Origin of the sequence: Streptomyces sp. 150FB (genome assembly GCF_000818195.1) — a bacterium.
Taxonomy (GTDB): domain Bacteria; phylum Actinomycetota; class Actinomycetes; order Streptomycetales; family Streptomycetaceae; genus Streptomyces.
In genome coordinates, this window is record NZ_JTHL01000001.1 from 5423542 (window position 1) to 5430847 (window position 7306).

General features: G+C 72.6%; 6 protein-coding genes and 1 pseudogene. 5 read left to right on the forward strand and 2 right to left on the reverse strand.

Annotated features, from left to right (window positions below; genetic code table 11):
• A pseudogene (locus QR77_RS23375) lies at window positions 1–619 on the forward strand (hypothetical protein); the annotation flags it as partial.
• Between the two features lie 4 nt (window positions 620–623).
• On the opposite strand, the gene QR77_RS23380 reads toward QR77_RS23375, so the two are convergent.
• On the reverse strand, window positions 624–1496 hold the full coding sequence (locus QR77_RS23380; protein WP_040024097.1) for a hypothetical protein: 873 nt from the start codon (window positions 1494–1496) through the stop codon (window positions 624–626).
• Window positions 1497–1536: 40 nt separating this feature from the next.
• On the opposite strand from QR77_RS23380, the gene QR77_RS23385 reads away from it, so the two are divergent.
• The 4 genes from QR77_RS23385 (at window position 1537) to ilvD (ending at window position 6078) form a co-directional block, all read left to right on the forward strand.
• Window positions 1537–2469: a Ppx/GppA phosphatase family protein gene (locus QR77_RS23385; RefSeq protein ID WP_040024098.1), complete on the forward strand. Its 933-nt coding sequence runs from the start codon at window positions 1537–1539 to the stop codon at window positions 2467–2469.
• Between the two features lie 125 nt (window positions 2470–2594).
• A complete protein-coding gene (locus QR77_RS23390; protein ID WP_040028519.1) occupies window positions 2595–3440 on the forward strand; it encodes a sugar phosphate isomerase/epimerase in 846 nt (281 codons plus the stop codon).
• On the forward strand, window positions 3437–4099 hold the full coding sequence (locus QR77_RS23395; protein WP_052488997.1) for a TetR family transcriptional regulator: 663 nt from the start codon (window positions 3437–3439) through the stop codon (window positions 4097–4099). The genes QR77_RS23390 and QR77_RS23395 overlap by 4 nt, the downstream gene beginning before the upstream one ends.
• Before the next feature lie 128 nt (window positions 4100–4227).
• Window positions 4228–6078 (forward strand): dihydroxy-acid dehydratase, encoded by a 1851-nt coding sequence (gene ilvD / locus QR77_RS23400; protein ID WP_040024099.1) that lies wholly within the window; start codon window positions 4228–4230, stop codon window positions 6076–6078.
• A gap of 109 nt (window positions 6079–6187) precedes the next feature.
• Here ilvD and QR77_RS23405 read toward each other — a convergent pair.
• Window positions 6188–7306: PQQ-binding-like beta-propeller repeat protein (locus QR77_RS23405; protein ID WP_160310945.1), on the reverse strand; the 1119-nt coding region annotated here is incomplete at its 5' end.

Below are 7306 nucleotides of genomic sequence, written 5' to 3' on the forward strand. Positions count from 1 at the left end.
CCGCCCCGGCCAGCCGGTACCAGGCCGCCTCGCCGTCGCGGCCGAAACGACGGGGGGTACGACGGCGATCACCCTCACCGCGTCCGGCACCACCCCCGTGCCCTGGTCCGCCTCCACCGGCGCGCACTGGCTCAGGCTCAGCCGTACGTCGGGCACGCTCGCCCCCGGCGAGTCCGTGACGATCCGCGTCCGCGTCGACGCCCGGACCGAACCGGCCGGGCCCTGGAGCGCGCGGATCGCGCTGCGCCCCGGCGGCTCCTTCGTACGCGTCGACGGCTACGGCCCCTGGCAGCAGCAGCCGAGCCACCCGGGCAAGCCCGGTCACCCCGGCCGCCCGGGTCACTCGGGCCGCCCCGGCCGCCCCGGCCATCCGGAACATCCGGAACATCCGGGCCACCCGGGTCATCCCGGCGGCCCCGGGAAGCCGACCGACCCCGGCTCACCGGACCCCGGTTCCTCCGACCCGGGACCCCCGGACCCCGGCTCACCGGACCCGGGAACGCCCGGCCCGGGAACGCCTTCGCCGGGCTCGGGCTCCTCGGAGCCCACAGACCCCGGCACACCCCCGCCCGCCGACCCGACGACCGGCGGCCCGGACACCCCGGCACCGCCGGCCTGACGCCTCAGCCCCTCGGTGCCGGCGCCGGCGCCGATGCCGGCACCGGATCCGCCGGATGCGGCGCCACCAGGGGCAGTTCGCTCGCCACCCGCCGCTCGCACAGCTCCGCCAGCCGCTCGTACCCCTCCTTGCCCATCAGCTCGGTCAGCTCGGGGCGGTACGTCTTGTAGACCGGCTCACCCGCGCCGTGCGCCGACGTCGCCGACGTGCACCACCAGTGCAGATCGTGGCCGCCGGGACCCCAGCCGCGCCGGTCGTACTCCCCGATCGACACCCGCAGCACCCGCGTGTCGTCCGGCCGGTCGATCCAGTCGTACGTACGCCGCACCGGCAACTGCCAGCAGACGTCCGGCTTCGTCTCCAGCGGCTCGCGCCCCTCGCGCAGCGCCAGGATGTGCAGCGAGCAGCCGGCGCCGCCCGCGAATCCCGGCCGGTTCTGGAAGATGCAGGAGCCCTCCCAGCGCCGCGTCTGCCGCTCGCCGTCGTCGTCGGTCTGCGTCCAGCCGGTCGACTTCCCGACGTCGTGGAACTGCCACAGGTCGGGCGTGAGGCGCGCCACATTGCGCGCGACCCGCTTCTCGTCGTCCTTGTCGGAGAAGTGCGCGCCGAGCGTGCAGCACCCGTCGTCGGCGCGGCCCGCCTCGATCCCCTGGCAGCCGCTGCCGAAGATGCAGGTCCACCGCGAGGTGAGCCAGGTGAGATCGCAGCGGAAGACCTGCTCCTCGTCGGCGGGGTCCGGGAACTCGACCCAGGCACGGGCGAAGTCCAGACTCTTCTCGTCGTGCGGATTGCGAGCCGCTGGGCGGCTCTCCGGCTGTCGGTCCTGCTCGGTGGGGGCTTTGGCTTTGCCCTGCTTCGCCTTTTTCGTCTTTGGCACGGGCCCAGCGTATGCGCGCGGGCGCAGTAGCGTTCGGCCCATGAGACTCGGAGTCCTCGACGTCGGTTCGAACACGGTTCATCTGCTGGCCGTGGACGCCCACCGCGGCGCCCGCCCGCTGCCCGCGCATTCGCACAAGGCCGAACTGCGACTCGCCGAACTCCTCGACGAGCACGGCGCGATCGGCGCCGAAGGCATGGACCGGCTGGTGACGACGATCGCCGAGGCGCTCCAGGCCGCCGAGGACAAGGGCTGCGAGGACGTCCTGCCGTTCGCGACCTCCGCCGTACGGGAGGCCAGCAACGCCGATCTCGTCCTCAGCCGGGTGAGGGCGGAGACCGGAGTGGACCTCCAGGTCCTCACCGGCGCCGAAGAGGCGCGGCTCACCTTCCTCGCGGCGCGCCGCTGGTTCGGCTGGTCGGCGGGGAAGCTGCTGGTGATCGACATCGGCGGCGGCTCGCTGGAGATCGCCTACGGGCTCGACGAGGAGCCCGACGCCGCCGTCTCGCTGCCGCTCGGCGCCGGGCGGCTGACCGCGGGCTGGCTGCCAGGAGACCCGCCGGACCCGGCGGACGTGAAGGCACTGCGCCGCCATGTGCGGGCCGAGATCGCCCGTACGGTCGGGGAGTTCGCGCGGTTCGGCAGCCCCGACCACGTGGTGGCGACGTCCAAGACGTTCAAGCAGCTCGCACGCCTCGCCGGGGCCGCGCGCTCGGCCGAGGGGCTGTACGTGCAGCGCGAGCTGAGCCGGGTCTCGCTGGAGGAGTGGGTGCCCAGGCTGGCGGCCATGACCCAGGAGCAGCGCGCCGCCCTCCCCGGCGTCTCCGAGAACAGAGGGCCGCAACTGCTCGCGGGGGCGCTCGTCGCCGAGGCGGCGATGGACCTGTTCGGGGTCGGCACGCTGGAGATCTGCCCCTGGGCGCTGCGCGAGGGCGTCATCCTGCGCAGGCTGGACCGGCTCCCGGCCATCTGAGACCGATACGACGCAGGTGGACGCAGGTGGACGCGGGTGGACGCCGGTGCACCCCGGCGTACGCCCTCCAGCGCCGTCCGCCGGGGCCCGCACCGGCCCTCGCGGCGCCCCGTACGCTGTGTGTCGTGGCAGAACCAGTAGTGCGCGTCCCGGATGCGAAGGTCGCCCTGTCGACGGCGTCGGTCTACCCGGAGTCCACGGCGACGGCCTTCGAGATCGCAGCGCGCCTCGGGTACGACGGCGTCGAGGTCATGGTCTGGACTGATCCGGTCAGCCAGGACATCGAGGCGCTGCGCGGCCTCTCCGACCATCACGGCGTACCCATACTCGCGGTCCACGCGCCCTGTCTGCTGATCACCCAGCGGGTGTGGTCGACGGACCCGTGGACGAAACTCCAGCGGGCCCGCGTCGCCGCCGAGCGGCTCGGGGCCTCCACGGTGGTGGTGCACCCGCCGTTCCGCTGGCAGCGGCAGTACGCGCGTGACTTCGTCAGCGGCATCTGGCGGATGGCGGACGAGACGGACGTACGGTTCGCGGTCGAGAACATGTACCCGTGGCGCTACCGGGACCGCGAGATGCTCGCCTACGCACCCGACTGGGACGTCACCAAGGACGACTACCGGCACTTCACCGTCGACCTCTCCCACACGGCGACGGCGCGCACCGACGCCATGGCGATGATCGACCGCATGGGCGACCGGCTCGGGCATGTCCATCTCGCCGACGGCAAGGGCTCGGCGAAGGACGAACACCTGGTGCCCGGGCGCGGTACGCAGCCGTGCGCCGAGCTGCTCGAAGGGCTCGCCGACAGCGGGTTCGACGGGCATGTGGTGATCGAGGTGAACACCCGGCGGGCGCTGTCGGGAGCGGAGCGCGAGGCGGATCTCGCGGAGGCGCTGGCCTTCACCCGGCTGCATCTCGCTTCGTCGGCGGCGGCACCACGCAAGCCCCCGGGGGCGCGCCCCTCATGACCGGCGCGAACAGCACCGGCGCGAACGGTGACAAGGGGAGCGGCACCTCCTCTCCGGGCTCGCCGCGCCGGCGCGGGCGCCCGGCGCGTACGGACTCGGACAGCGGCCCCGGCGCCCGGGAACGGATCCTGGGGTCCGCCCGTACGGAGTTCGCCGAACGCGGTTACGACAAGACGTCCGTACGCGGCATCGCCAAGGCCGCCGGGGTCGACCCGGCGCTCGTCCACCACTACTTCGGTACGAAGGACGAGGTCTTCGCCGCCGCGATCGAGGTGTCGTTCGAACCGGCGCTGGTGGTGCCCGCCGTGCTCGCGGGCAGCAAGGACCGCGTCGGGGAGCGGCTGGCCCGCTACTTCATCCAGATCTGGGAGAACCCGGCGACCCGCGCCCCGCTGCTGGCGATCGTGCGCTCGGCGCTGACGCACGAGGCGGCGGCGAAGGTGCTGCGTACGTTCGTACTGCACCGGCTGCTGGAGCGGATCGCGGGCGAACTCGACGTACCCGATCCGACCTTCCGCGCCGAGCTCGCCGCCTCGCACATGATCGGGATCGCGCTGCTGCGGTATGTGATCAAGGCGGAGCCCATGGCCTCGGCGGACACCGAGGAGATCGTCAGAATGGTCGCCCCGACGCTCCAGCGCTATCTGACGCAGGCCTGACAGGGGAACCTGGCGCACGCCTGACCGAAAGCTGAGCACACGTCCCGTATGCCGGACGAGGTGTCCAGATCCTGGAGTCGGGGCGTACGCTCGACAGCACCTTATTTCTGCTGAAGGAGCGAGAGACGATGCCTGAGCTGAGGTCCCGCACTGTCACCCACGGCCGCAACATGGCGGGCGCACGCGCCCTTATGCGGGCGTCGGGCGTAGCGAGCGAGGACATCGGCAAGCCGATCGTCGCCGTCGCCAACTCCTTCACGGAGTTCGTCCCCGGACACACCCACCTCGCCCCGGTCGGCCGGATCGTCTCCGAGGCGATCAAGGCCGCCGGCGCGGTGCCGCGTGAGTTCAACACGATCGCCGTGGACGACGGCATCGCGATGGGCCACGGCGGGATGCTGTACTCGCTGCCGTCCCGCGATCTGATCGCCGACTCCGTCGAGTACATGGTCGAGGCGCACTGCGCCGACGCGCTGATCTGCATCTCGAACTGCGACAAGATCACCCCCGGCATGCTGATGGCCGCGATGCGCCTCAACATCCCGACGGTCTTCGTCTCCGGCGGCCCGATGGAGGCCGGCAAGGCCACCCTGGTCGACGGCACGGTCCGCAAGCTCGACCTGATCAACGCGATCTCGGACGCGGTCGACGAGTCCATCTCGGACGAGGACATCCTCCGTATCGAGGAGAACGCCTGTCCGACCTGCGGCTCCTGCTCCGGGATGTTCACCGCCAACTCGATGAACTGCCTGGCCGAGGCCATCGGCCTGGCGCTGCCCGGCAACGGCTCGGTCCTCGCCACGCACACCGCCCGCAAGGCGCTGTACGAGGACGCGGGACGCACCGTCGTCGAGATCACCAAGCGCCACTACGAGCAGGACGACCACTCCGTCCTGCCCCGCTCGATCGCCACCCGCGCCGCCTTCGACAACGCCATGGCCCTCGACATCGCCATGGGCGGCTCGACCAACACGATCCTGCACCTGCTGGCCGCGGCGCAGGAGGCCGAGGTGGCCTACGGCCTGGACGAGATCAACGAGGTCTCGCGCCGGGTCCCCTGCCTGGCCAAGGTCGCGCCGAACGTCGCGCCCGGCGGCACGTACTACATGGAGGACATCCACCGCGCCGGCGGCATCCCCGCGATCCTGGGGGAGCTGTACCGGGGCGGCCTGCTCAACGAGGACGTCCACAGCGTCCACTCGGCCGGCATCAAGGACTGGCTGGAGAAGTGGGACGTGCGCGGCGGCACAGCCACGGACGAGGCAGTCGAGCTGTGGCACGCGGCGCCCGGCTGCAAGCGCTCCGCCGAGGCCTTCTCGCAGTCCGAGCGCTGGGACACCCTCGACACGGACGCCGCCGGCGGCTGCATCCGCGACGTCGCCCACGCGTACTCGACCGACGGAGGCCTGGCGGTACTGAAGGGCAACCTCGCCGAGGACGGCTGCGTGGTCAAGACGGCGGGCGTCGACGAGTCGATCTGGACGTTCGAGGGCCCGGCGGTCGTCTGCGAATCGCAGGAGGACGCCGTCGAGAAGATCCTCCGCAAGGAGATCGCCGAGGGCGATGTCATCGTCATCCGTTACGAGGGCCCGCGCGGCGGTCCCGGCATGCAGGAGATGCTCTACCCGACCTCGTACCTGAAGGGCCGGGGCCTCGGCAAGGCCTGCGCCCTGGTCACCGACGGACGCTTCTCCGGAGGTACGTCGGGCCTGTCGATCGGCCACGCGTCGCCCGAGGCGGCGTCGGGCGGCACGATCGCACTGGTCCACGACGGCGACCGGATCCGTATCGACATCCCGAACCGCTCCATCGACCTCCTCGTCACCGACGAGGAGCTGGCCACCCGGCGCGCGGCGCTGAACGGCGTGTACGCGCCGGTGCAGCGCGAGCGCAAGGTCTCGGTGGCGCTGCGCGCGTACGCGGCGATGGCGACGAGCGCGGACAAGGGCGCGGTGCGGGACGTCACGCGCCTCGGCTGAGCTCGGCCACACCCGCATCGAACGCGCCCGGTATCCCTGAGCGGGGATACCGGGCGCGTCGCGTGTGCGCCGGGCGTCCGGCCGCCGGGGGCATTCGGCCGCCGGGCCGCTACCAGCGCGACGGGTCGCGGCTGTCGACGGCGAAGACGGAGCCGTCGGGCGCCGAGGCGATGACCTCGCCGGGTGCCGCCAGCGGGGCCGGCAGCAGGCTGCTGAGCGTGGCGGCGCCGCTCCGCATGCGGAGCTTCGTCTGCCCCAGCAGCACCCCGTGCGCGGCGTCGACGGCGAGCAGCCGCCCGTCGCCCGCGCTCAGGTAGACGCGGTTCCCTGCGACGACCGGGGGCGAGGACCTGGTGACGGAGGTTTCCAGCCGCCAGAGCTGGGTGGCCCGCCGGGTGTCGACGGCGAGCAGCGAGCCGGTGTACGCGATGAGGTAGACCGTGTCGCCCGCCACCGTGGCCTGTGTCTGCTCCACCGGAGAGGGCAGCGGAACCCGCCGTACGGCGTGCGTCGCGATGTCGACGCGTACGACGGCGTCCGTCGCGTCGTCGGAGTCGCGCGAGAGCAGGAACAGCGCGCCGCCGGAGACGGCCACCGGGTTCAGGGTTCCGGCCGGGTGCTTCTCCCAGAGCACGGTCCCGGTGCCGGGGTCGATCGCGCGCACCGTGGTGGTGTGGTCGTCCGTCGCCGTGGCGACGAACAACGGCCCGTCCGTGCCGCTCGAAGCCGCCCAGAACGAACCGGCCTCGGCGAGCCGCCGCGTCCAGCGTTCGGCGCCGGTCGCGCTGTCCAGGGACCGTACCCGCCGCCCGTCCGGCGACATGAGCAGCACCGCGTCACCGACGTAACGGACCGTGGGACAGCCGGAGATGTCGGCGTCCCAGCGCTTCGCACCGGTCGCCGGGTCGCGGGCTTCGAGGCGGGTACTGCCGTAAGGGACCACGTACAGCAGCCCGTTCGCCAGGAACGGTTCCGCGCCCCCGGCGCTCGGCCCGCTCGTCCCCGCCGTCTTCACCGACCAGCCGATGTGCCCGTCCGCCGCGTCGAGCCGGGCGACGACACCGGGCGCCGAGCAGTAGACGGCCTTGCCGCCGACCGTACAGACGGGCGTGCCGTTCCCGCCTGTCGACCTGTGCAGCATGGTCGACCACGGACGGAACGCCGGTCCCGCCCCCTGCCGCGCCCGCGCGCCGCTCGCCGTCGAGCCGCCTTCGGCGCCCATGGCCAC

Bases quoted from the DNA above. Each gene is read 5' to 3' on its own strand.
- ilvD (WP_040024099.1), top strand. From the start codon at position 4,228: ATGCCTGAGCTGAGGTCCCGCACTGTCACCCACGGCCGCAACATGGCG.
- QR77_RS23385 (WP_040024098.1), top strand. From the start codon at position 1,537: ATGAGACTCGGAGTCCTCGACGTCGGTTCGAACACGGTTCATCTGCTG.
- QR77_RS23395 (WP_052488997.1), top strand. From the start codon at position 3,437: ATGACCGGCGCGAACAGCACCGGCGCGAACGGTGACAAGGGGAGCGGC.